Below are 21,629 nucleotides of genomic sequence, written 5' to 3' on the forward strand. Positions count from 1 at the left end.
AATAGCGGCTATTTTTCTAGCCGTTATTACTCAGCAGGGGATCACTCAAGTGATGGCGTTTGAACAGTTCGAGATCCAGCCTTATCAGTCATGTTATGCACGTGAAGTGAGTGAGTTATTTCATCTTTGCGTGCACAGCATTACCCATGTTCGTTATGCGCAGGCGCAGCTTATGGCTTGGTCTGCGGCGCCAAGATCGGCTAAACATTGGGATTTACGGTTAAGCCGCTCGAAGGCGTGGGTGGTTTTAGCCATAGATGAAGCGACTGCTTCTTCAGTTTGTTGCGGTTTTATCAATGTCGAAACCCATTTCCCCCGCCAAGGTTACTTAGATAGCTTATATATACATCCAGATTATCAAGGTCAGGGATTAGGTGAGCACGCTTATCTTGTTTTAGAAGCTTGGGCTAAGGCACAAGGCTATGTGCGCTTGAGCTTGGACGCATCTTATCTCTCTAAAGGGTTGTTTACTCGGATGGGATTTATTCAAATACAGCACAGTTATCAGCAAAAACTTGGGCAAGTGATCCCCGGTTTCTATATGGAAAAGAATATAGGAAAGAATATTTAACGCGCGTTTACTATGGTTTCAGCTAGAAAGTGATGTAAGGTATTCCACAGTAAAACATTAGCTTAACGCCGTTTAGTGACACTATTTAACTAAATCAGCACTGTTTAGCTTAAATTAGAATTCGGTTAATCTTAAGCGATTAACAATTCAAGATGGAGGGCAGAGAATGAAGATTCGACTATTTACGCCATCGGATGTCTCGCAGTTGGCGGCAATCTTTGAGGCGAGTGTAATGCAAGGCTCTGGCGAGTTTTACTCCTTCGCCGAGCGCTCTGCATGGGCTTATATTGAAGGTGAGACCCGCAGCGAGAGTTATTGGCTTGAACGCTTACAGGGAACCACTATTTGGGTTGCCGAAACCGATAATATGCTGGTTGGTTTTATCAATCTTAAGATAGGCGCCGACAGCGATGTTGAAGCCGCTGCCGAAGTGGAATGCTTGTTTGTTCATCCAGAATATGCCCGTTCTGGGGTGGCTACCTCTTTGTATTTTGCGTTGTTTGAAGAAGTTAAAATCTTAGCGCTGAAACGATTAACGGTTGAAGCATCCTATCTCGCGCGACCTTTTTTTGAGAAACAGGGATTTCGCAGTATTCGTCGTAATGAACATAAGCGTTTTTTGAATGCGACGGATAAAGCACAGGGCCAAGCTCAAGTGTTGGTTAACTTCAGCATGACGCTCGCCCTCTAACTCAGCTTATCAAGGTGCTGATCTGGTTAGCTAAACGAGGCCGTTAGCACGGCTTTATCACATCGCCATAGAAGCGCCAATAAACAACACTGCCAAAGATGACTTGTGGCAGTGCTTCTCGGTGAGTGCTTATCAAGCTGGCATCTAATCACTTATTCAATCGTTTGCTTGGTAGTTTGCTAATAACTAATAATTAATAAATAGTGAAGCTGAATTACTGAATCGCTTCGTTAAATCACTTGTATTACGCATTAGGCGATAAATCGAACACTAATGCGGTAACTGGGCCGCTTGTTGCGGTAAAGTCGACACTTGCGAGTTGTGTCAGATGCGCGCCATCCCCAGCCGTGAGTGTTGTGCCATTGATATCCAACGTACCTTCAATCAATTGAACATACAGATGACGATTTGCTTGAGCGGCGCTTCTGTCCATCGTTACTTTTTCGCCTTCACTCAACACTAAACGATATAGGGTCGCATCCTGTTGCACTTTGAGCGTGCCATTTTCACCGTTTGGTGTCACCACGGCCGTCAGTGGTGAGCTTTGCTCGAATGCCTTTTGCTGATAACCCGCATCTATGCCTAAAGTATCTGGGCGGATCCAAATCTGTAAAAAGTGCAGCGGCTCAGTTTTAGAGGCATTAAACTCGCTGTGGTAAATGCCTTTACCTGCGGACATCAATTGAAACTCTCCTGCGGGTAAGGTTTTGATATTGCCGAAGCTATCCTTGTGAGCGATAGTGCCGGATATCACGTAACTGATGATCTCCATGTCTTTATGACCATGGGTATCAAAACCTGCGCCGGGTGCCACTCTGTCATCGTTGATGACTCTTAGGGATGATATCCCCATGTGCTCTGGGTCATAGTAGCTAGAGAAAGAGAAGGTATGTTGACTCTTTAGCCAGCCTAAGTCTGCTTGACCGCGATCTTGTGCTTTTCTTAATGTGATCATCTTGCTTTCCCTTTTATTTGATGCGGTTAGCGAATAGGTTATCGACAGCGAATTTGCCAGCACCTGATACCGTCAATGAGACTGTGGCTGCTAATAGGGCGAGACCAAATTCATAACCGTTATTGGCAAGGAACAGACCGTTGCCTATATGTACCGAGAAAATCGCCACAACCATAGTGAATGACAAGACGAGAGCCGTTGGTCGAGTCAGCAGGCCGAGCAATAGGAACAGGCCGCCGAAGAATTCACTTGAACCTGCCATCAATGCCATTAAGTAACCTGGCGTCAAACCAATGGATGCCATCCATTGTCCAGTGCCTTCTAAGCCGTAACCGCCAAACCAGCCAAACAGTTTTTGTGAACCATGGGCGATTAAGATGATCCCGATAGGAATGCGCAGTGCCAGTGGGGCAAAACTCGGGGCTGATTTCAGTGTTTTTGTGATCAGTGCTTTCATGGGATATTCCTCATTTCAAATTATTTAACGAATAGTTAAGTGTATTGTTCACTCAGTCTTAAGTCAGTTTGGCTGCAGTTCCGCAGAACCTCTCCATTGCTAAGCAGTGTAGACTTGACCTTTGGCAAAGAAAATCGGAACATTTTCAATGTCTACTTCAAATAATTTGAATATGAGGTTTTTATGTTGCCATCTATTAGTCTCGATGGATTAATCGTGCTCGATGCTATTGATAAGAAAGGCAGTTTTTCCGCAGCGGCCGAGTCCTTGTTTCGGGTGCCGTCGGCACTGACCTACACAGTGCAGAAACTGGAAAGCGATTTAGGCACAAAATTATTTGAACGTAAGGGCCAGCGCGCCGAGCTGACCTTAGTCGGTCAACTTGTGCTGCGCCAAGGCAGAGAAATCCTTGCGGCAACATCAAGGCTCGAAGAGGCGGTGCGTCAACTCGAGACAGGCTGGGAGTCTTCATTGACCTTAGCCATAGATACAGTGGTGCCGGATTTACCCCTGCTGCAGTTGATTGGTGAGTTTACTGAGCTGGGTAAGCAAGTGACTGTGAATATCAGCGAAGAGTCCTTAGGTGGCGGCTGGGATGCGCTCTATTCTGGCCGTGCCGATATCGCTATCGGCGTAACAGGGGAGTTGCCCAAAGGCCAATATCATGTGGTTGAAATTGGGGAGTTGGAGTTTGTATTTGCTTTAAATCCTTCGCATCCATTGGCGCAACATGCAGGTCAAATTCCGACCGAGGCATTGTTGCAATTTCCTTCTATTGTGGTGGCAGACAGTTCGACCGCCCTAGCACAGCGATCAAGTGGTTTATTTGATAGTCGCCAAGTGATCCGTGTGCCGAACATGCAGACCAAAATTAAGGCGCAGCAATTGGGATTAGGTGTGGGTTACATTCCAAAGCACTTGATCTTAGATGCGTTGGCGGCGGGAAGCCTAGTGGCTTGTCATGTGGAAATGCCGCGCCCAACGCAAGCTGTGTTTATGGCATGGCGTAAATATGCTGAAGGCAAGGCGCAGGATTGGTTTACTGCGCGTTTACCGCAATGTGATTGGCAATTTTAAGCTCAGGTTTGTTTAGCGCTTTGTAAGTAGCCGCTTACTTTGCTCCTCACAGCATTAATGCTTACGCCATGAGGAGCATAGCGCCTAACCTATACGTTGGCTGTGGCTGGTGTAATGCACATGCTGTGACAATAAATCAGACAGATTCGGTGAGCGATTCAAGAATCTAATAAAGGCCTGTGGCAAAGTCAGTGACTCCATCGACTCCTGCCAGCGGGCTTGCAGCAATGGAGAATAACCTTCTTTACCTGCAGCGGTGTAAGATGTTGAAACTCCTACGTAAAGTGACTCAGGTTCAACGGGATACCATAGTGATTGGCTGTCTTGCTGCATCATCTCTAGTCTGAATAAACGCTCACCCAGTGGGCGTCGCCCATCGTAGTAATACCGTAGGCCGTAGGTGTAAGGGAAGCTGCCCGCGCCTGTGCCACGGACGCTGTTGTTGGTCGCCGCGTTAATCGCCGATTCGAGCGCTTGATAGAGGAATTGACCTTGAATTTCATACTTAACTAATGGTAATTCGAAGGGGAGTAATTGCCCCATCACATCGGCTAGTGTCAATTGTCCTTGGGCCACCGATTGGCGCACACCGCCAGCATTATGCAGAGCAAAGTTCACTCTTGGGTCGACCAGTTTGGCTTCTTGGAACATGCTGCGACTCACCCAAGGTGCTATTTCACTGCCGTGGGGCAGGGCTTTAGAGGGTAAGCGGGTATGGACTAAGTTCTTCGGCACCAGTGCTAACACTTTGTTTTCCATCTCTGCGATAGCCGGTTTGTAGATATCTCGGATCACGCCATCGATATCGGCATCGGCATCATCCCAAAAGATATTCGGATGCTGATTAAGCTGCTGGCGCACAGCTTGGTAATCTTGGTTATCGACGGCCGTGTTAGCACTTAAGATAAAGTGTTGATCTAGCATGAAGTAGTTGCCGCCTGTTAAGCTCAGCATTTTACCTTCAGCGTCAAATACTACCTCGGCCAAGCCGACGACTTCGGCATATTTACCCGCATGCACTATGGGCGTGTTATTAATAACTTCACCGTAGGGCAGGTTGCTCAAACCTAAGGCGCGAAAATCCCCCTGTAGTGTATGTGTGTGACCGCCGACGATAAGGCTAATACCATCGACTTCGGCCGCGAGGCGTTTATCCTGATCTAAGCCTAAGTGACTGAGCACGATAATATGCTTAATACCTTGATTTTTAAGGTGCTCAATCGTGTGCGCAGTAGTGACGATAGCATCGAAAAAATGGGTGTCGGGATCGGGACGAGCGATCTCTTTCATCTGATCTAAGGTAATACCGACAATGGCTAATGTCTTATCGTGGAAGGGCTTAAGCAGGTATTTCGCGCGTTTTTGCTCATGATCATAATCCAAGATATTAGGCAAACCTCGCAGACAACCGGGTTTGTTGAGATCTTCTTGGCTTAAATCCATATTGCCCGCAAGCAATGGGAAATCAATTTGCTTGGCAAACTCGGCAAGTCTGGCGTTACCTTCATCGATATCGTGGTTGCCAATGACCATAGCATCAGGTGCCAACAGATTGAGTAAGTGGGCGTTGGCCTTACCTTTAAAATGGCTGAAATACAGCGTGCCCTGGAAGCTGTCACCACCATGCAGGAAAATAAAAGGCGTATTAGTTTGTGCAGCGGTGTGACGCGCTTTTGTGATGTGATGGCCGATGCGGGCATAACCACCGCTATGGCTGGTCACATCTAGCTTATGTTGGCCTATGTTAAGGCTAAATTGGACGCGGCAGGGTTCAAAATTCGAATGGGTGTCATTAATGTGCGCGAGTGAGAGTGTGTAGCTCTGTGTCATAACTTACCTCTATTACGGCGGGTGAGTATATACCCAAGCAACCTGAAAATGCGAGTTTCAGAGGGTTCTGAGTCATCCGCATTCTAAAAGAATAAAGGGAGCTAGGCTCCCTTTATATTAACAAGCACTAAACTTGGTTAGCCTTCAGCCGGATTTGGCTTCGTCATCATCGGATGCGGCTTCAAAATCACCGTCATCGGATAGGCGAATGCCTTTTTGCTTCATGCGCTTAGTCCAAAGTTTACGTGCCAATTGCTGCATATCGGTCGCGGGGTCGTTTAGATCGACAATCTCTAATCCTAACATAGATTCGATGATATCTTCTTGAGTTACGATACCTTGGCTACTGCCGTACTCGTCGACCACCATCGCAATTTGGGTGTTACGTTTAATCATACGCTCAAAAAGTGGCAGTATTTTTGCGGTTTCAGGCACCACAAATAAACTTCGTTTAAGTTCACCAATCGGTGCTTCTGGCGTGTAACGCTCTGCTAGCAATACATCGGTGCGGGTAATGTAACCAATCACATCATCATGATCTTGGTCGTAAACTGGAATTCGGGTAAAAGGCTTGTCGCGGTATTGGCGCACAAACTCATTTTGGGTGAGATCTATGGGCAAAGAAAACATCACAGTGCGTGGTGTCATGATCGCCGTAACTGGCATATCTCGCACCTTCAGCATTTGCGTCAGAATTTTTGACTCTTGCTCATCAAGCTCACCGGATTCATGGCCAATTTTGGCCATAGCACTCATCTCTTGGCGTATGTAGTGGCCTTCATCACCTTTGCCCATTAGGCGAGTGACTTGCTGTGACATCCAGATCAGCGGTTTAGTGGTACGCTTCATCCACAGCACGGCAACAGAAACACTTGGTGCGAGGCGACGCCAATGGTTTGCACCCAATGATTTAGGAATGATTTCTGAGAAAAACAGGATAATAAAGGTTAATACGCCCGAGAAAACACCTAACATATCGTCACCAAATACTTTAGCCGCTTGCGCACCTGCAACGGCGGCACCGACGGTATGAGCGATAGTATTTAGGGTAAGGATTGACACCAAAGGGGCTTCGACATTCTGTTTCAATCTACGTAAGCGCGCGGCTGCGGCACTGTCAGTTTGTTCGAGTGATGCGATATAACTTGGGGTAACCGATAACAGAACAGCTTCGAACACACTGCACAGAAAAGAAACAGCGACAGCGACAAGCACTATAATGATGAGGGTTAACATATAGGTGGAATTACAACTCCGTATTTTAGGCCAATATTAGCCCGTGGAGATTCTATCATAGGTGAATTGAGTTACTGGCTAAAATTTATTTGCGTCTGTATAATTCGCCGCCCTGTTGCAGGATCCGGTTTTTGGTGTTGAGGTTAGCTATATGAGTGAAAAGAAGATCAATTTATTAGACCTTGATCGTAAGGCGATGCGCGCATTATTTGCGGAAATGGGTGAAAAACCCTTTCGTGCCGATCAGCTCATGAAATGGCTATATCATTTCGGTGTCAGTGACTTCGAAGAGATGACCAACATCAACAAAGTGTTACGTCAAAAATTGGCGGTCCGCTGCGAGATCGTTGCACCAGAAATTTCGAGTTTCCAAAAATCGACCGATGGTACGATAAAATTTGCAATCAATGTTGGCCAAGGCCAAGAAGTGGAAACGGTTTATATTCCTGAGGATGATCGTGCGACCTTGTGTGTATCTTCACAGGTTGGCTGTGCGCTGGAATGTACTTTCTGCTCGACGGGTCAGCAAGGTTTTAATCGTAACTTAACGGTTTCTGAAATCGTCGGCCAAATCTGGCGCGTGTCGCACTTTTTAGGATTTGCAAAAGACACGGGCGAGCGTCCGATCACTAACGTCGTGATGATGGGCATGGGTGAGCCATTACTCAATTTAGCCAATGTGATCCCTGCGATGGACATCATGCTCGATGATTTTGGTTTTAGTTTATCAAAGCGCCGCGTGACTTTATCAACCTCAGGCGTAGTGCCAGCGTTAGATAAACTGGGCGATGCCATCGATGTGGCACTTGCTGTCAGTATTCATGCTCCCAATGATGAGTTGCGTGACATTCTGGTCCCGATCAATAAAAAGTATCCGCTGGATGAGTTTTTAGCGGGTATTCGTCGCTATATTGCTAAATCAAATGCTAACCGCGGCCGCGTGACGGTTGAATATGTGATGCTAGATCATATCAACGACAGCACAGACCAAGCCCATGAGTTAGCTAAGTTAATGAAAGATACACCTTGTAAGGTAAATCTGATCCCATTTAATCCGTATCCTGGCTCGCCTTATGGCCGCTCATCTAATTCACGTATCGACCGTTTTTCTAAGGTTCTTATGGAATACGGTTTTACTGTCATCGTACGTAAAACCCGTGGAGATGACATCGATGCCGCTTGCGGTCAGTTAGCAGGTGATATTCGCGACAGAACGAAACGTTTAGCGAAAAAACGCATGCAAGAAAACCAGATTTCAGTCACAATGAATTAACTCTTTGTTTGCACAGATTTATAGGCTTGCCCATGAAGCATGGATTGCCAAGGTTTTCGTTGATTTTAAGCCTGTCGTTATTGATGGCAGGATGCGTCACTGAGCGTACTTATACTGGGACAGATATTCCTGTTTCGGAACGAAAGTTAGACAAAGTCGCCGCCGCAAGAGAGCGGATGCAGCTCGGTTTAACCTATTTAAATCGAGGTAGCACGGAACAAGCCAAATACAATCTTGATAAAGCATTAGAATATGCTCCAGAGCTCGAAGATGTGCATACCGCTCTGGCTTATTACTATCAAACCGTGGGCGATTTAGTGCGTACCGAAGAGTCGTACATGAATGCCATTAGTACTAAGGACGCCTCTGGCGATTCCATGAATAATTTCGGGGTGTTTTTGTGCCAACAAAAGCAATACAACAAAGCTGAAAAAATGTTTTTGGCCGCAATTGAAATGCCCAAATATACGCGCACTGCCTCAAGCTATGAGAACTTAGGTCTTTGTAGTCGCGAAGCAGGACAAGCAGAAAAGGCACGACAGTATTTTCAGATGGCGTTAAAGTATGACCCGAGACGCTCGGTGTCATTACTGGAGTTGGCAGAGTTAGAAGTCGATCAAGGTGATTTTATTCAGGCGCGAAACCAATTAGCGCGCTATCACCAAGTGGCTGAGCAAACTCCAGAAAGTTTAGCGCTCGGGATCAAAATAGAGCAGGCAGTGAATGATGATGCCGCTGTGAAGAGATTTGGTATTTTATTGCTTGCCAAATTCCCAGCATCACCTCAGGCCAAGCAATACAGAGTTAATTTGCATCAATGAAAGATCATGAAACCAATGCGCCAGTTGAGTCGGTAGCACCGCAATCAGTCGCGCTAGATGTCACGCTTGGTACTTTATTAAAAGCCGCCCGCGAAAAAATGGGCCTTAGTATTCAAGATGCCGCTGTAAAGCTGCATCTACGTCCTCGTATTATTGAAGATATTGAAGCTGACAATTTTACCAATATTGCCTCATCGACTTATGTACGTGGCTATGTGAAAAACTACGCGCGTATGGTTAGTGCCGATGCGGCTTTGATTGAAGCTTGTCTTGTGCAGCAAGTGCCAGTCGTGACTGAGCCTGCAATGCAAAGTTTTTCACGCAAAACCACATATCAAGCTCGCGATACACGTTTAACTTGGCTGAGTATTTTTATCGTCATAGTGTTACTCGGTTCGTTAGTCGTCTGGTGGATGCAAAAAACGACTTTGCTGAGCACTATTGATGTGTCGCAACCCACGGCTGAAGAGGTCGCAGCAGCAAATCAGACGCTGCCAGGTGATGTGTTATTGACCGAAACGGATGCCAGTCCTCGTTTGACTGAGATTGCCGCAAACGGCTCAATGTCTATCGATGGTCCAATTAAAGATACTGATGCAAGCACTATTGATGTCAGCACAGGACCAACGGACAATAATTATCCTCAGACCGTTGATACGAGTAATGAAGATGGTGGTTCAGCAATCGCAGCCACTACGACAACGCCATCGGTTCCGCAAACGACAGCTCCTGTAGTCCAACAGCCTGTTAGTGCAACGCCTTCACCGACCACAACATCAACGACCACTGCCACTGCAGCAAGTACTTTGGTTGCTGTTGCAGGACAATCGATTATAGATGTCCAGTTGACGGGTGATTGCTGGATAAACATTGTTGATGCTAAAGGTAAAGCGTTAGTCGATGGTGTTAAAGGCGCTGGCGCAACAGTGCAAGTGAGCGGTGTGCCACCGTTTAAAGTCATTTTAGGTGCACCCCATGTAGCGACCTTAAGCTTAGATGGTCAAATTGTTAGCCTAGCGGATTTCCCCAAGGGACGAGTCGCGCGTTTAACCTTGCCTAAAGTCTAACGACCGCGTAATGATCTGCAGCACGTACCGAAATAGAGCGTATTAAGCATGTATAATGAAACTCCCATAAAAAGACGTCCTTCCACCCGCATTTATGTGGGTAATGTACCGATTGGTGATGGGGCGCCGATTGCTGTTCAGTCAATGACCAATACTAAGACTACAGATGTTGAAGCGACAATCGCTCAAATTCGTGCCTTAGAGAAAGTCGGTGCCGATATAGTGCGTATCTCTGTACCCACTATGGATGCGGCTGAAGCCTTTAAACTCATTAAGCAAGCGGTCAATGTTCCTTTAGTGGCCGACATTCATTTTGATTATCGCATTGCTTTAAAAGTTGCCGAGTACGGTGTCGATTGCCTTCGAATCAATCCGGGTAATATAGGCAATGAAGAGCGTATTCGTAGCGTGGTGGAATGTGCCCGTGACCATAATATTCCTATCCGTATTGGTGTGAATGGTGGTTCATTAGAAAAAGATCTAATGGACAAGTATAAAGAACCCACACCTGAAGCCTTGCTTGAATCAGCTATGCGTCATGTGGATATTCTGGATAGATTGAATTTTGACCAGTTTAAGGTCAGCGTTAAAGCCTCCGATGTATTTTTAGCGGTCGAATCTTACCGTTTATTAGCAAAACAAATTCGTCAACCCCTGCATTTAGGCATTACCGAAGCCGGTGGCGCGCGCGCGGGTTCAGTGAAATCGGCCGTAGGCTTAGGTATGTTATTGGCCGAAGGCATAGGTGATACCCTACGTATTTCCTTGGCCGCTGATCCGGTCGAAGAAATCAAAGTCGGTTTTGACATTTTAAAGTCACTGCGTATTCGTAGCCGTGGCATTAATTTCATTGCCTGTCCATCTTGTTCTCGTCAAGAGTTCGATGTGATCAGTACAGTCAATGAGTTAGAGCGTCGCCTCGAAGACGTGACTACCGCCATGGATGTGTCTATTATCGGCTGCGTAGTTAACGGCCCTGGTGAAGCCTTAGTGTCGCATATCGGCTTAACCGGTGGGCATAATAAGAGCGGATATTACGACGAGGGTGAACGTCAAAAAGAACGTTTTGACAACGATAACATTGTCGATTCCCTCGAAGCGAAAATTCGTGCAAAAGCCAGTCAAATGGCGAACCGTATTCAAATCAAAGACACAACTGAGTAATATGTACCCGCATTTGTGCATAGATTACGCCTAATGATGTTGAGCTAGGCCCCGAAACCGACGGGGTCGTTTTACGTTTTACGCTCAAAAGCCTATAATGCGTGACATTTTTATTAATTTAGCGAAATCGGACGAGTCGATACAGTGGCAAAACAGATCCAAGCGATTCGCGGAATGAATGACATTCTGCCAACTCAAAGTCCTCTATGGCAAAAAGTGGAAGCGGTACTACGTTCGAGCGTCAGTGCTTACGGTTACAGCGAAATCCGCACTCCAATAGTGGAAAATACAGATCTTTTTAAACGCTCTATCGGTGAAGTGACTGATATTGTTGAAAAAGAAATGTATACCTTCGCAGATAATAACGGTGACAGCTTAACGCTACGCCCTGAAGGTACCGCGTCGACAGTGCGTGCAGGTAACGAAAACGGTCTGCTATATAACCAAGAGCAACGTCTTTGGTATATGGGGCCTATGTTCCGCCACGAACGTCCACAAAAAGGCCGCTATCGCCAATTTAACCAATTTGGCGTTGAAGTGTATGGCATTGGCTCGGCTGATATTGATGCTGAAGTCTTGATGCTATCGGCACGCCTGTGGGAAAAACTCGGGATTAGCGAGCACGTCTCGCTGCAGCTAAATACCTTAGGTGATCCTGCTGAGCGCGCTGTTTATCGTGATGCCTTGATAGCGTTTTTAGAGCAGCATAAAGATGAGCTCGATGAAGACAGTAAGCGTCGCATGTACAGCAATCCACTGCGAGTATTGGATTCAAAAGATCAAAATGTCCAAGCCATATTGGTTGATGCACCTGAGTTAATGGATTTTCTCGGTGAAGAATCGAAGACACATTTTTCACAATTGCGTGAACTACTTGATGCTGTGGGTATCAAATACACCATTAATCCGCGTCTAGTACGTGGTTTAGATTACTATAATCGCACTGTATTTGAATGGGTTACATCTAGTTTAGGCTCACAAGGTACTGTACTTGCGGGTGGTCGCTACGATGGTTTAGTCGCCCAGTTAGGTGGTAAAGATACTCCAGCGGTCGGTTTTGCTATGGGCTTAGAGCGCATTGTCTTGCTGCTTGAAACCTTAGAGCTGACCAAAGATATTCCGCCAGAAGTGGATGTGTATGTCACGACCATGGGTGATAGCTGTCTGGTTGAAGCCATCAAGGTCGCGCAGGAATTACGTAACGCACTGCCAAACCTTAAAGTGATGAGTCACTGTGGCGGCGGTAACGTGAAGAAACAAATGAAGCGTGCCGACAAAAGCGGTGCGAGTGTGGCACTACTGATAGGTGAAGATGAACTTGCCGAAGGTATGGTTACGGTTAAACATTTACGCAATGACATCGAACAACAACGGGTAGCTCGAAGTGCCTTAGGCGCATTTTTGGCTGAACTGATCAAATAAAGGGGACGTGCGCGTGGAAATTTATAGCACAGAAGAACAACAAGTTGATGCTATCAAGCAGTTCTGGAAAGATTACGGAAATTCAATTTTAATCGGTGCCGTAGTGGGTTTAGGCGGCCTATATGCGTGGAATTATTATTCTGACGTTAAAGTGGCGCAAGCGGAAGAAGCTTCAAAAGCGTTCCAAAATTTGACCACTAAATCTGCCGATGAAGCCGCAATGCTTGCGGGTGTCGCCGAGTTTTCTAAAAATCACGATCAAAAGGGCTATCAAGCCTTGTTAGAACTGATCGTGGCCAAAACTGCGGTAGAAGCGAAGGATTATCCAAAAGCGATTGATGCCTTGAACAAGGTGATTGCGGCTAAACCTGGTGCTGGTTTAGATGTGATTGCGACTTTGCGTTTAGCACGAGTACAAGCAGAGCAAGGTCAAATTGATGCAGCTCTAGCGACCTTAGATCAAGTAACAGATAAAGCTTTCTTCGCTCAGCGCGATGAGTTGAAAGGTGATTTCTTAGTTCGTCAAGGTGAAGTTGAGAAGGCAAAAACAGCTTATCAAGCTGCCATGGACAATGGTGGTGTGGTGACAAGCCCTGCGCTTAAAATCAAACTTGATAGCCTAAATCAGGCATAAGGGATCCCTTGATGAAGTCTTGGTGCAAAAACCTGCTAGCCGCTGGATTAAGTCTGGCCATGTTATCCGCCTGTTCGTCGAGCGATGTCGAAGAAGAACCGGTAAGTGAGTTAACTGCCATTCAGGCGACAGTGTTTCCTGAAGTGAGTTGGAGCACCTCTGTCGGCAATGGTGTTGGAGATTATTATTCTCGCCTCGCCCCCGCCGTTAGTTATGGAAAAATTTTTGCCGCCGACCGTTATGGTGAAGTGGTTGCCTTCGATGAGGCCACTGGCGAGCGCGTTTGGACTAAAGATTTCAGCGAAGAGTTTCGTGATAACGCTTTAGCGAAAAATAAAGGTGCGCGTATTGCTGCTGGTGTGACTGCTGCGCGTAATAAAGTCTTTTTAGGTGGCGAAAGTGGGCTGCTTGCTGCATTGAACGCTGAAGATGGTCAAGTGTTATGGCATGTCGTTGCTGGCGGTGAATTACTGTCTGCTCCCACTGTGGCCGATGACGTCGTGGTGGTCAGTACCAGTTCTGGTTCACTCGAAGCGTTTAACGTCGATACTGGCGCTAAGCTGTGGGTGTATGAAATGCAATTGCCGAATCTGACCCTGCGCGGTACAGGTTCTGCAGCTTACGAAGCGGGTGGTTTCTTCATAGGTACCGCCGATGGCAAAGTGGCTGTTGTGATTAAAAACAATGGTCAAGCTGCGTGGGAACAGGCGATTTACAATCCAACGGGTGGTAACGAGTTTACGCGTATGGCCGACGTGGATATGACGCCCTTGATCCTTGGCGACAACTTATATGCAGTGAGCTACAACGGTAACTTAGTGTCGATGGAACTGCGCACGGGTCGAGTTGTGTGGACACGTAAGTATTCTAGCTTTAACGAGTTAGCATCAGCGGGCCTAAGCTTGTACTTAGTTGACGATCACAGCCGTATCTACTCAGTTGATAAACGTAACGGTTTGGAACTGTGGAGTAATTCTGAGTTAGCTAACCGCACTCTGACATCTCCGGCTGTATATAAAGACTATTTAGTTGTGGGTGATTTCGAAGGTTATTTACACTTCATCGATCGCAGTACAGGGACGATTGTGGGTCGTGTCCAAGTGGACAGCTCAGGATTATACAGCCAGCCGTTAGTGGTGGATGATAAAATCTATGTTCAAGGTCGCAGCGGAAAGTTGGCTGTTGTAACACTTCCATAGTTAAAAGTGTTATCCTTGCTGAGCCCCTGGAAGTGTGTTCCGGGGGCTTTTTATTGAAAAGTTTTTTAGAGGCAAAATCATGATCCCTGTAGTGGCCCTTGTTGGTCGGCCGAACGTCGGTAAATCCACCCTATTTAATCGTCTTACGCGCACGCGTGATGCGCTGGTTGCTGACTTTCCTGGCCTAACACGTGACCGTAAATATGGTCGAGCATTCTTATCCGGCTATGAGTTCATTGTGGTCGATACCGGCGGTATCGATGGCACTGAAGAAGGGATCGAGACGAAAATGGCTGAGCAATCCCTTGCTGCCATTGAAGAAGCCGATGTCGTTCTATTTATGACCGATGCGCGCGCGGGTTTAACCGCTGCGGATCTGTCGATTGCACAGCACTTACGTAGCCGTCAAAAAACCACCTTTGTGGTTGCTAACAAAGTTGACGGTATTGATGCCGATTCAGCTTGTGCCGAGTTTTGGTCTTTAGGTCTAGGTGAAGTTTACCAAATGGCGGCGTCTCAAGGACGCGGCGTGACTAATATGATCGAATACGCGCTGACCCCTTATGCCGAAGCGATGGGCATTGTGCGTCAAGGTGAAGACGAAGTTACTGAAGAGCGTGAATATACCGAAGAAGAAGCCGAAGCTGAGCAAAAGCGTCTGCAAGATTTACCTATCAAGCTGGCGATCATAGGTAAACCTAACGTAGGTAAGTCGACCCTGACTAACCGTATTCTAGGTGAAGAGCGTGTCGTGGTATTTGATGAACCCGGTACGACCCGTGACAGTATTTACATTCCAATGGAACGCGAAGGTCGCGAGTACGTGATTATCGATACTGCGGGTGTTCGTCGCCGCAGTAAAGTACATCAAGTCATTGAGAAATTCTCAGTGATCAAGACCTTGAAAGCGGTTGAAGATGCTAACGTGGTGTTGCTTATCATCGATGCCCGTGAAGGGATTGCCGAACAAGATTTAGGTCTGTTGGGTTTCGCACTCAATGCGGGTCGCGCTTTGGTTATTGCCGTCAACAAGTGGGATGGTATCGACCAAGGGATTAAAGATCGTGTGAAAAGCGAGCTTGACCGTCGTCTTGGTTTTATCGACTTTGCCCGTATTCACTTTATTTCGGCGCTGCACGGTACTGGTGTTGGCCATTTATTTGAATCGATTGAAGAAGCTTACGACAGTGCTACACGCCGCGTCAGCACTTCTATGCTGACCCGTATTATGCAAATGTCGCAGGACGATCACCAGCCGCCATTAGTGAATGGCCGTCGTGTGAAGCTTAAATACGCTCACGCCGGTGGTTACAATCCGCCAATCGTGGTCATTCACGGTAACCAAGTGAGTAGACTGCCTGACTCGTACAAACGCTACATGATGAACTACTTCCGTCGTTCGTTGAAAGTGGTGGGTACGCCAATCCAGCTACGTTTCCAAGAGGGTGATAACCCATTTGAAAACAAGACTGAGAAGTTAACTATGAGCCAAGAGCGCCGTCGCAAACGCGCACAAAGCCATATCAAAGACAGAAAAACCAAATAGTGTTTTTTACCAGACACATTTGAAACAAAAGGAACCTTAGGGTTCCTTTTGTGTTTTAAGACTATTTCAGCGTCATGTAGATTTATTCGAGCGGCTTTATCTGAGTGACGGTTGAAATCACTTGTCCATGGCGCAAGCGGGTCTGCAAACTATCACCGATGGCCAGTTTATCAGCAGAGTCGACCACTTGATGGTGGATGTCAGTGGTAATGCTGTAACCACGGCTTAACGTGGCAAGCGGACTGACGGTTTCGAGTTGATGGGCCGCGTATTTTATCCGCTGTTCACTTTGGCTGAGTTTGTCCTGCAATGCATCCTGTAAGCGGCTCGCAAGATAGCTTAAGCGGTTACCCTCAATGGCGAGTTTATGCTTGGGAGATTGCTGTTCAAGGCGGCTTGCGAGCAACTGCTGACGGCGGCTGAGCAGATGCAAGCGATTCGACAGCGCGGACTCTAGTCGTAATTGCATCTCATCGAATCTTTGTTCGAACTGCTGCAAAGTCCGTTTAGGGTCTTGGCGTTGCAGTCTGTGCTCTAGCAAACTAAGTCGTCTTTCTTGTTTAAGCTGATAATGTTTCGCGCTTTGTTGCAGGCGCGATAAGGCTGTGGCGAGTTTTTGCGCCTTATTATCACTGTCTTGTGATAATAGCTCCGCGCCCGCAGAGGGTGTTGGGGCGCGGATATCAGCAACATAATCACTGATAGTCGTATCAACCTCGTGGCCGACGGCGCTGACAATGGGCAGGGCGCTGTTATAAATCGTGTGGGCGAGGGCTTCGCTGTTAAAACACCACAAATCCTCAAGCGAACCGCCGCCGCGGGTGAGCAGTAATACATCGACTTCTAAACGTTGGTTGGCGATATTGATTGCCTGACAAATACTCTGCGCCGCGGTTTCGCCCTGAACTTGGGTCGGATAGATAATGACTTCAATCGAAGGATCGCGCCTTGCCAATACATGTAAAACATCACGGATCGCCGCACCCGTAGGTGACGTAATAACGCCAATGCGTTGAATATTTTTGGGTAGCAATCTTTTGGTGTCGGCGGCGAATAATCCTTCGGCGGCGAGCTTCATCTTGAGTGCATCGAACTGCTGGGCGAGTAATCCATCCCCAGCGGGCAGCATGGACTCAATTAATAATTGATAGTCGCCTCTGGGTTCATAAACGCTGATCGCGCCTTTGACCAGCACTTGCTGACCATTGATGGGCTTAAAGCTGACCGTCTGGTTACGGCCCTTAAACATGGCGCAACGGATCTGTGAAGAGTGGTCTTTTAAGGTGAGATACCAATGACCTGAGCTGGGGGAGGAAAAGTTGGATATTTCGCCATTAAGCCAAATTTTACCCAGTTGTCCTTCGAGAATTTGTCTGACTTCACCATTGAGCCGCGAGACAGTATAAATGTTGTTTTTGGTGCCTTGCATCGAATAACTCAATAAAATGGGGATATTTACTATTTTCCATTTACCAGTGGCGATATGCAAGGTATAATCCCGCCGCAATATTTCACCTCTAAATCCTACTCAACTGGGGAGATGTTGCATATGCTACGTTTAATTAAAGAAGCGCTTACTTTTGACGATGTGTTGCTTGTTCCTGCGCATTCGACTGTACTCCCAAATACCGCCATTCTAAAAACTCGCCTGACCAATACCATTGAATTGAATATCCCACTTGTGTCTGCCGCTATGGACACAGTTACCGAAGCTCGTCTTGCGATCGCGATGGCGCAGGAAGGCGGCTTAGGCTTTATTCATAAAAACATGAGCATTGAAAAACAAGCCGAAGAAGTTCGTAAAGTAAAAATTTACGAAGCGGGCGTGGTTCAACAACCTGTGACTGTTACCCCATCAACGACCTTAGCCGATCTGAAAGTGTTAACACTGAAGAATGGTTTTGCGGGTTATCCCGTGGTCAACGAAGCCAACGAGCTGGTTGGTATCATCACTGGCCGTGACGTACGTTTCGTGACAGATTGGAGCAAAACGGTAGAAGAAGTGATGACGCCTAAAGCGCGTTTAGTCACTGTTGCCGAAGGCACTAAATTAGATGAAGTGCAAAAATTGATGCACTCACATCGTATCGAAAAAGTTCTTGTGGTTGATGATAACTATAAGCTGAAAGGCCTCATCACAGTTAAAGACTTCGAAAAAGCCGAACGTAAACCGAATGCCTGTAAAGATGAGTTAGGCCGTTTACGTGTTGGTGCCGCCGTAGGTGCGGGCGCTGGTAATGAAGAGCGTGTTGACGCTCTGGTTAAAGCCGGTGTTGACGTTTTACTTATCGATTCTTCCCACGGTCATTCCGAAGGCGTTTTACAACGCATTCGTGAAACTCGCGCTAAACATCCTGATTTGCAAATTATCGGTGGTAACGTTGCCACGGCTGAAGGTGCATTAGCCTTAGTCGAAGCGGGTGTTAACGCAGTTAAAGTGGGTATTGGCCCAGGTTCTATCTGTACGACTCGTATCGTGACAGGCGTGGGCGTACCACAAATTACCGCAGTATCCGATGCTGCCGCAGCCATGAAGAGCCTAGGTATTCCTGTGATTGCCGACGGCGGCATTCGTTTCTCTGGCGATTTAGCCAAAGCATTAGCCGCGGGTGCATCTTGCATCATGGCGGGTTCAATGTTTGCGGGAACTGAGGAAGCTCCGGGCGAAACTGAGTTATATCAAGGCCGTGCCTATAAATCCTACCGTGGTATGGGTTCATTAGGCGCTATGTCTCAAGGTTCTTCTGACCGCTATTTCCAATCGGACAATGCTGCCGATAAGTTAGTCCCCGAAGGTGTAGAAGCGCGCGTGCCTTATAAAGGCAAGTTGAAGGAAATCATCCATCAACATATGGGCGGCCTACGTTCTTGTATGGGATTAACAGGTTGCGCCACCATTCTAGAGCTGAATGAAAAAGCCCAATTTGTGAAAGTGACTTCAGCAGGCATGGGCGAATCCCATGTACATGATGTGACTATCACGAAAGAAGCGCCGAACTACCGTTCAGGTTCTTAATCGTTTGATAAGAGGGGCGGCGTAAGCCGCCTCTTTGTAAAACGTATGATCCAATACTTAAAGCTGGCAATCGCTGCTTTGAGCAATGTTAAAACAATAGATGAGATAAAGGTTACCCATGAGCGATATTCATGAGCACAAGATACTGATCCTCGATTTTGGATCCCAGTACACTCAACTGATTGCCCGTCGTATCCGTGAAATCGGCGTTTACTGTGAATTATGGGCTTGGGATGTCACCGAAGCCCAAATCCGCGAATTTGCCCCGAACGGCATTATTCTTGCGGGCGGACCAGAAAGTGTCACGGCTGAAAACTCGCCGCGTGCGCCTGAATACGTCTTTACCGCAGGTGTGCCGGTACTGGGCATTTGTTACGGCATGCAAACCATGTCTGAGCAGTTGGGCGGTAAAGTGATCCAAGGTGTGGGCGAAGGTGAATTCGGCTACGCTCAAATTGAAATGCTAACAGATTCATTGCTATTCAAAGGCATCGAAGATGCGGTTAGCAGTGACGGCAAACCCTTACTCGACGTATGGATGAGCCACGGCGATAAAGTGTCGGCTATTCCTGAAGGGTTTGTGGCGGTCGCTAAAACGGACACTTGCCCATTTGCCGCTATGGCAAACGAAGAAAAGCAATTCTTCGGCGTACAGTTCCACCCAGAAGTGACCCACACTCGCCAAGGTATGCGCATGTTATCGCACTTTGCCTTAGACATTTGTGGCTGTGCAGCCAACTGGAAACCCTCCTCTATCATTGAAGATGCGATTGAGCGCTTGAAGAAGCAAATCGGTGATGATGAAGTGATTTTAGGATTATCGGGCGGTGTTGATTCTTCGGTTGTGGCTATGCTGCTACACCGCGCTATCGGCAAAAAACTGACCTGCGTATTCGTTGATAACGGTTTATTACGTTTGAATGAAGCCGAGCAAGTGATGGAAATGTTTGGCGATCATTTCGGCCTGAATATCATCCACGTTGATGCGGAAAACCGTTTCCTCGATGCGATGAAAGGCGAAGCCGATCCAGAAGCTAAGCGTAAGATCATCGGCCGCGTATTCGTGGAAATTTTCGATGAAGAATCGAAAAAATGCGCCAATGCCAAATGGTTAGCGCAAGGCACGATTTATCCAGACGTGATTGAATCTGCCGGCAGTGCCACAGGCAAAGCACATGTGATTAAATCTCACCATAACGTTGGCGGTTTGCCAGCCGATATGGCGCTCGGTTTAGTCGAGCCTCTGCGTGAACTGTTCAAAGACGAAGTGCGTAAAATTGGTCTTGAGTTAGGCCTGCCATACAACATGCTTTATCGTCACCCGTTCCCTGGACCCGGTCTTGGTGTGCGTGTATTAGGTGAAGTGAAGAAAGAATACTGTGACTTGCTGCGCCGCGCCGATGCTATCTTCATCGAAGAACTGCATAAAGCCGACTTATACAATAAAGTCAGTCAAGCCTTTACTGTGTTCTTACCTGTACGCTCTGTTGGCGTGATGGGCGATGGCCGTAAATATGACTGGGTTGTATCACTGCGCGCAGTTGAAACAATCGATTTTATGACAGCTCATTGGGCACATCTGCCCTATGATTTCTTAGGCCGCGTATCAAACCGCATCATTAACGAAGTCGATGGCATTTCCCGTGTGGTTTACGATATCTCTGGCAAGCCGCCAGCGACTATCGAATGGGAATAAGTTAATTATTTGAATTAACGATTAAAAGGCGCCGAGTGCGCCTTTTTTGTTGTTTGATGGATTAACTTAGGTTGAATGACTCAGCCGTGAAATATCTGTGCGTGACTGATATAATCCGGCATTATTTTTGGGCGAATCGATTGAGGGCATGAGTGGACCAAATGCAGCAAGATGAACAATCTCAGCAAGATGAACATTGGATGCAAGTCGCGATGCTGATGGCAGAAAAAGCCGAGGCCGAGGGCGAAGTGCCCGTGGGTGCGGTATTGGTCAAAGACGGTCAGCAGATTGCGACGGGTTACAATTTATCCATTAGCCAGCACGATCCTAGCGCCCATGCGGAAATTTTATGTTTGCGGGAAGCAGGGCGTTTGGTCGAAAACTATCGTCTTTTAGATGCGACTTTATATGTCACGCTTGAACCTTGCGCTATGTGTGCGGGCGCTATGGTGCATAGCAGAATTGCTCGTGTGGTATTTGGTGCACGGGATGAAAAAACGGGAGCAGCGGGTACTGTGCTGAATTTGCTGCAACATCCGGCGTTTAATCACCAAGTTGAAGTCACATCTGGGGTGCTGGCCGATGCTTGTAGCGCGCAATTGAGTCGTTTTTTTAAACGTCGCAGGGAAGAGAAAAAAGCCCTGAAACAGGCCCAAAAGGCGCAGCAAGCGATTGGATAAGTGGCGATTAACGTGACAGAATTAATCCTGAGACTGAATAAAAGTAAAGAAGAGTTTTTGACGATTTAAAATACGGCGATGACGAATTTTTAGCAAAGTACGACGACGCGCAACGGTATTGTTGATAGTTTTTCTTCTCATATTGACCCCATTAATTGTTATTATCGATGCCCTACAGAGATTTATCTTAGGTCATAACCCAAGACAGTAGCAGTTGCACAGGAGTGCAGCAATAGCACTGGTCAGATAAGCTGAACTAAGCGATGTTTTTCATCGCAAATTTGAGTTAGTTTG

19 protein-coding genes are annotated in these 21,629 nt (G+C 46.9%); 14 read left to right on the top strand and 5 right to left on the bottom strand.

The annotated features are described in order from the left end of the window. Positions 1 to 49: 49 nt before the first annotated feature. Both L5M28_RS12435 and L5M28_RS12440 read left to right on the top strand, forming a co-directional pair. Positions 50 to 571 carry a GNAT family N-acetyltransferase gene (locus L5M28_RS12435; protein ID WP_263203460.1) on the top strand — a complete coding sequence of 174 codons (522 nt, stop codon included), beginning with the start codon at positions 50 to 52 and terminating at the stop codon, positions 569 to 571. A gap of 166 nt (positions 572 to 737) precedes the next feature. Then, positions 738 to 1,262 carry a GNAT family N-acetyltransferase gene (locus L5M28_RS12440; RefSeq protein ID WP_219250965.1) on the top strand — a complete coding sequence of 175 codons (525 nt, stop codon included), beginning with the start codon at positions 738 to 740 and terminating at the stop codon, positions 1,260 to 1,262. Between the two features lie 244 nt (positions 1,263 to 1,506). Here L5M28_RS12440 and L5M28_RS12445 read toward each other — a convergent pair whose 3' ends face one another. Together L5M28_RS12445 and L5M28_RS12450 are read right to left on the bottom strand one after the other, a co-directional pair. After that, the gene (locus L5M28_RS12445; RefSeq protein WP_028761261.1) at positions 1,507 to 2,217 is read right to left on the bottom strand and encodes a pirin family protein; all 711 of its coding nucleotides are present in this window, start codon (positions 2,215 to 2,217) and stop codon (positions 1,507 to 1,509) included. 13 nt (positions 2,218 to 2,230) lie between these two features. Next, positions 2,231 to 2,674, bottom strand: coding sequence for a DoxX family protein (locus L5M28_RS12450; protein WP_028761260.1), 444 nt, complete (start codon positions 2,672 to 2,674; stop codon positions 2,231 to 2,233). 183 nt (positions 2,675 to 2,857) lie between these two features. On the opposite strand from L5M28_RS12450, the gene L5M28_RS12455 reads away from it, so the two are divergent. Further along, a complete protein-coding gene (locus L5M28_RS12455; RefSeq protein WP_263203461.1) occupies positions 2,858 to 3,751 on the top strand; it encodes a LysR substrate-binding domain-containing protein in 894 nt (297 codons plus the stop codon). 84 nt (positions 3,752 to 3,835) lie between these two features. Here L5M28_RS12455 and L5M28_RS12460 read toward each other — a convergent pair whose 3' ends face one another. Both L5M28_RS12460 and L5M28_RS12465 read right to left on the bottom strand, forming a co-directional pair. Next, positions 3,836 to 5,581 (bottom strand): bifunctional metallophosphatase/5'-nucleotidase, encoded by a 1,746-nt coding sequence (locus L5M28_RS12460; RefSeq protein ID WP_263203463.1) that lies wholly within the window; start codon positions 5,579 to 5,581, stop codon positions 3,836 to 3,838. A gap of 144 nt (positions 5,582 to 5,725) precedes the next feature. Further along, positions 5,726 to 6,817 carry a CNNM domain-containing protein gene (locus tag L5M28_RS12465; RefSeq protein ID WP_263203465.1) on the bottom strand — a complete coding sequence of 364 codons (1,092 nt, stop codon included), beginning with the start codon at positions 6,815 to 6,817 and terminating at the stop codon, positions 5,726 to 5,728. A 151-nt stretch (positions 6,818 to 6,968) separates the two neighbouring features. Between L5M28_RS12465 and L5M28_RS12470 the strand changes: the two genes are divergently transcribed. From L5M28_RS12470 to der, 8 genes are all read left to right on the top strand, one after another. After that, positions 6,969 to 8,090 carry a bifunctional tRNA (adenosine(37)-C2)-methyltransferase TrmG/ribosomal RNA large subunit methyltransferase RlmN gene (locus L5M28_RS12470; RefSeq protein ID WP_263203467.1) on the top strand — a complete coding sequence of 374 codons (1,122 nt, stop codon included), beginning with the start codon at positions 6,969 to 6,971 and terminating at the stop codon, positions 8,088 to 8,090. A 32-nt stretch (positions 8,091 to 8,122) separates the two neighbouring features. Further along, a complete protein-coding gene (pilW, locus tag L5M28_RS12475) occupies positions 8,123 to 8,911 on the top strand; it encodes a type IV pilus biogenesis/stability protein PilW (RefSeq protein ID WP_131523673.1) in 789 nt (262 codons plus the stop codon). After that, on the top strand, positions 8,908 to 9,978 hold the full coding sequence (locus tag L5M28_RS12480) for a RodZ domain-containing protein (protein WP_263203469.1): 1,071 nt from the start codon (positions 8,908 to 8,910) through the stop codon (positions 9,976 to 9,978). The genes pilW and L5M28_RS12480 overlap by 4 nt, the downstream gene beginning before the upstream one ends. 48 nt (positions 9,979 to 10,026) lie before the next feature. Next, positions 10,027 to 11,142, top strand: a complete 1,116-nt coding sequence (gene ispG / locus L5M28_RS12485; protein ID WP_105251894.1) for a flavodoxin-dependent (E)-4-hydroxy-3-methylbut-2-enyl-diphosphate synthase — start codon at positions 10,027 to 10,029, stop codon at positions 11,140 to 11,142. A 144-nt stretch (positions 11,143 to 11,286) separates the two neighbouring features. Further along, complete coding sequence (gene hisS / locus L5M28_RS12490) at positions 11,287 to 12,564, top strand: histidine--tRNA ligase (RefSeq protein WP_173243697.1); 1,278 nt, start codon at positions 11,287 to 11,289, stop codon at positions 12,562 to 12,564. 13 nt (positions 12,565 to 12,577) lie between these two features. Then, positions 12,578 to 13,198: a tetratricopeptide repeat protein gene (locus L5M28_RS12495; protein WP_168824527.1), complete on the top strand. Its 621-nt coding sequence runs from the start codon at positions 12,578 to 12,580 to the stop codon at positions 13,196 to 13,198. Between the two features lie 11 nt (positions 13,199 to 13,209). Further along, complete coding sequence (bamB, locus tag L5M28_RS12500) at positions 13,210 to 14,397, top strand: outer membrane protein assembly factor BamB (RefSeq protein ID WP_028761250.1); 1,188 nt, start codon at positions 13,210 to 13,212, stop codon at positions 14,395 to 14,397. 79 nt (positions 14,398 to 14,476) lie between these two features. After that, on the top strand, positions 14,477 to 15,943 hold the full coding sequence (der, locus tag L5M28_RS12505; protein ID WP_105251897.1) for a ribosome biogenesis GTPase Der: 1,467 nt from the start codon (positions 14,477 to 14,479) through the stop codon (positions 15,941 to 15,943). A gap of 82 nt (positions 15,944 to 16,025) precedes the next feature. Here der and xseA read toward each other — a convergent pair whose 3' ends face one another. Then, on the bottom strand, positions 16,026 to 17,372 hold the full coding sequence (gene xseA / locus L5M28_RS12510; RefSeq protein ID WP_219253447.1) for an exodeoxyribonuclease VII large subunit: 1,347 nt from the start codon (positions 17,370 to 17,372) through the stop codon (positions 16,026 to 16,028). 120 nt (positions 17,373 to 17,492) lie between these two features. Between xseA and guaB the strand changes: the two genes are divergently transcribed. From guaB to tadA, 3 genes are all read left to right on the top strand, one after another. Further along, on the top strand, positions 17,493 to 18,959 hold the full coding sequence (gene guaB, locus L5M28_RS12515) for an IMP dehydrogenase (protein ID WP_006085677.1): 1,467 nt from the start codon (positions 17,493 to 17,495) through the stop codon (positions 18,957 to 18,959). A gap of 118 nt (positions 18,960 to 19,077) precedes the next feature. After that, positions 19,078 to 20,655, top strand: coding sequence for a glutamine-hydrolyzing GMP synthase (gene guaA, locus L5M28_RS12520; RefSeq protein WP_028761248.1), 1,578 nt, complete (start codon positions 19,078 to 19,080; stop codon positions 20,653 to 20,655). Between the two features lie 161 nt (positions 20,656 to 20,816). After that, the gene (gene tadA, locus L5M28_RS12525) at positions 20,817 to 21,335 is read left to right on the top strand and encodes a tRNA adenosine(34) deaminase TadA (RefSeq protein ID WP_113939495.1); all 519 of its coding nucleotides are present in this window, start codon (positions 20,817 to 20,819) and stop codon (positions 21,333 to 21,335) included. Positions 21,336 to 21,629: the final 294 nt, after the last annotated feature.

The sequence above is a fragment of the Shewanella sp. SW32 genome (genome assembly GCF_025653365.1).
GTDB lineage: Bacteria > Pseudomonadota > Gammaproteobacteria > Enterobacterales > Shewanellaceae > Shewanella > Shewanella oncorhynchi.

Excerpts from the sequence above, each read along its gene's own strand:
- L5M28_RS12440 (WP_219250965.1), top strand. The coding sequence starts at position 738 with ATGAAGATTCGACTATTTACGCCATCGGATGTCTCGCAGTTGGCGGCA.
- L5M28_RS12445 (WP_028761261.1), bottom strand. The coding sequence starts at position 2,217 with ATGATCACATTAAGAAAAGCACAAGATCGCGGTCAAGCAGACTTAGGC.
- L5M28_RS12450 (WP_028761260.1), bottom strand. The coding sequence starts at position 2,674 with ATGAAAGCACTGATCACAAAAACACTGAAATCAGCCCCGAGTTTTGCC.
- L5M28_RS12455 (WP_263203461.1), top strand. The coding sequence starts at position 2,858 with ATGTTGCCATCTATTAGTCTCGATGGATTAATCGTGCTCGATGCTATT.
- L5M28_RS12460 (WP_263203463.1), bottom strand. The coding sequence starts at position 5,581 with ATGACACAGAGCTACACACTCTCACTCGCGCACATTAATGACACCCAT.
- L5M28_RS12465 (WP_263203465.1), bottom strand. The coding sequence starts at position 6,817 with ATGTTAACCCTCATCATTATAGTGCTTGTCGCTGTCGCTGTTTCTTTT.
- L5M28_RS12470 (WP_263203467.1), top strand. The coding sequence starts at position 6,969 with ATGAGTGAAAAGAAGATCAATTTATTAGACCTTGATCGTAAGGCGATG.
- pilW (WP_131523673.1), top strand. The coding sequence starts at position 8,123 with ATGAAGCATGGATTGCCAAGGTTTTCGTTGATTTTAAGCCTGTCGTTA.
- L5M28_RS12480 (WP_263203469.1), top strand. The coding sequence starts at position 8,908 with ATGAAAGATCATGAAACCAATGCGCCAGTTGAGTCGGTAGCACCGCAA.
- ispG (WP_105251894.1), top strand. The coding sequence starts at position 10,027 with ATGTATAATGAAACTCCCATAAAAAGACGTCCTTCCACCCGCATTTAT.
- bamB (WP_028761250.1), top strand. The coding sequence starts at position 13,210 with ATGAAGTCTTGGTGCAAAAACCTGCTAGCCGCTGGATTAAGTCTGGCC.
- der (WP_105251897.1), top strand. The coding sequence starts at position 14,477 with ATGATCCCTGTAGTGGCCCTTGTTGGTCGGCCGAACGTCGGTAAATCC.
- xseA (WP_219253447.1), bottom strand. The coding sequence starts at position 17,372 with ATGCAAGGCACCAAAAACAACATTTATACTGTCTCGCGGCTCAATGGT.
- guaB (WP_006085677.1), top strand. The coding sequence starts at position 17,493 with ATGCTACGTTTAATTAAAGAAGCGCTTACTTTTGACGATGTGTTGCTT.
- guaA (WP_028761248.1), top strand. The coding sequence starts at position 19,078 with ATGAGCGATATTCATGAGCACAAGATACTGATCCTCGATTTTGGATCC.
- tadA (WP_113939495.1), top strand. The coding sequence starts at position 20,817 with ATGCAGCAAGATGAACAATCTCAGCAAGATGAACATTGGATGCAAGTC.